This window comes from Kitasatospora sp. NPDC001225 (assembly GCF_053597855.1).
The window spans coordinates 1-2,367 of sequence record NZ_JBSFJC010000364.1 but is presented as its reverse complement, the minus strand read 5'-3'; the positions used below and the strand labels follow the sequence as shown (position 1 = coordinate 2,367).

Sequence of the window (2,367 nt, the reverse complement as noted above, 5' to 3'; positions counted from 1 at the left end):
GCCCGGCGGAGCCGGTTCCGTCGCTCTGGGGGCTTCCCGGGTGTCGGCGTACTCCACGTGGCAGCGGATGCCGTCGGGCAGGCTGGTCAGGAAGAGCGTCAGGTCGAAGGCGGCGCGGTCGGCGACGTGGTCCAGCGGACGGGCCGTCACCCCGGGCAGGTCCAGCTCGAAGACCATGTGGTTCTCGAACTCGACCATGACCTGGAACAGCGGGTTGCGGCTGGTGTCGCGCTGCGGGTTCAGCTCCTGCACCAGCACCTCGAAGGGCAGCTGCTGGTGCTCGTAGGCGTCCAGCGCGGTGGAGCGGACCCGGCCCAGCGCCTCGGCGAAGGCCGGCTCGCCGGACAGGTCCAGGCGCAGCGCCAGCGTGTTGACGAAGAACCCGACCAGGTCCTCGGTGCCCTCGGCCCGGTTGGCCACCGGGGTGCCCAGCACGATCTCGTCCTGGCCGGCGTAGCGCTGCAGGACGCCGGCGAAGCCGGTCAGCAGCACCATGAACAGGGTCGAGCGCTTGGAGCGGGCCAACTCCCGCAGGCCGTCTGAGAGTTCGGCGGGCAGGTGGTGGACGAAGGAGCGGCCGCGGCCGTCCGGCACCGCGGGGCGCGGCCGGTCGGTGGGCAGGGCCAGCACCGGCAGGTCGCCGCCGCCGAACACCTTGCGCCAGTGGGCCAGGCTCTCGTCGTACTCGCCCTCGGCGACCCGGGCCCGCTCCCGGGCGGCCTCGGCCGCCGGGCCGGTGGTCAGCACCGGCAGGTGGGCGGCCCGGCCCTCCTGGGCGGCCAGGTACAGCTCGCCCAGCTCGCGGGTGATCACCACGGTGGACAGGGTGTCGATCACGATGTGGTGCATCGACAGGACCAGCACGTGCCGCTCGGCCGCCTGCTCCAGCAGCAGGGCCCGGAACAGCGGGCCCTCGGCCAGGTCGAAGCGGTGCGCGCCCTCGGCGGCGACCAGGTCGGCGACGGCGTCCTCGGCGGCCGGGTCGGCCGTGATCCGCTGAAGGACCGGGCCGGCGGGCGGCGCCAGCACCTGCTGGAACGGTTCGCCGTCCTGCTCCCGGAAGACGGTGCGCAGCGCCACGTGGCGTTCGACCAGCCGGCGCAGCGCGGTGTCCAGCGCCTGGGGGTCGAGCGGGCCGTCCAGGGCGATCGCCTTGACCTCGTTGTACTGGCCGCCGTCGGGCAGCATCCGGTGCAGGAACCACATCCGCTGCTGGGCGTACGACAGTCGGGCGCCGCGCAGGGTATCCCGGCGCAGGACGTCGAGCTGCGGCAGCCCGGTCGCCACCAGCTCGGGGGAGAGCCCGAAGTCCACGAAGGCGGCGATCTCGTCGGCGCCGGCCGCCCGCAGCTCGGACAGCACCCCCTGGACGCTCTCCGGCGTGCCGATCAGCGCGCGGGAGGCGCAGTACCGCTCGTACGCGCGCTCCAGCACGTACTCCAGGTCCTCCTCGCGGGCGTTCGCGAAGTCCAGGGTCAGGCCCAGGCTGTTGGCCATCTGCCCGAACAGCGAGAGCGAGGAGCGCAGGTAGTGGCAGAACGGCCGGTAGGCCTGCTCGCGGGCGGTGGCCAGGTCGGTGCCCAGGTAGGTGTGCACCAGCACGACCACCCGGCCGGCCTCGGGGTCGAGGCCGTGCTCGGCGCGGGTGCGCCGGTAGACGGCGATGTTCTCGGCCAGCTGGGCGACGTCCTGGGTCATCAGGTTGGTGATGACGCCGAGGTCGTGCCGGGCCGCCTCGCGGAAGCTGTCCGGGTTGCCGACGATCGCGGTGAACATCGGCGGCAGGTCCTGCAGCGGGCGCGGGTGGAGGGTCACCTCGATCGGCTCACCGTTGCCGTTGCGGCCCTGGTACGGCTCGCCGCGCCACAGCGACCGGACGGTGTCGATCTGCCGGTGCATCAGCTCCTTGTGGCTGCCGTAGCGCTCGGGGAAGAACAGGAAGTCGTTGGGGTGCCAGCCGCTCGCGCACCCCAGGCCGACTCGGCCGCCGGACAGGTTGTCGACCACCGACCACTCCTCGGCCACCCGCACCGGGTGGTGCAGCGGCAGCACGGCGCAGCCCGCGTTCAGCCGGATCCGGCTGGTCTCCCGGGCCAGCGCGGCGGCCAGCACCGAGGGGTTGGGGAAGATGCCGCCGAAGGAGTGGAAGTGGCGCTCCGGCAGCCAGACGGAGTGGAAGTCGTGCCGGTCGGCGAAGCGGGCGCTCTCCAGGACGATGCGGTACTTCTCGTCGTCCGGGGAGTCCAGCGGGTAGTCGCCGAAGAAGTAGAGGCTGAAGTCCACCGGCCGCTGCGGGTCGCTGACCGGCTCGTACGGGAGGGCCGGGGCGGGGGCGCCGCCCACGGTCTCGTCGGGCACGGTCGCGGC

Annotated in this window: 1 protein-coding gene; it reads right to left on the bottom strand. The window is 73.2% G+C overall.

Features of this window, described 5'->3' with window-relative positions; translation table 11 throughout:
* Positions 1–2,367: MupA/Atu3671 family FMN-dependent luciferase-like monooxygenase (locus ACWDCZ_RS40450; protein WP_449818604.1), on the bottom strand; the 2,367-nt coding region annotated here is incomplete at both ends.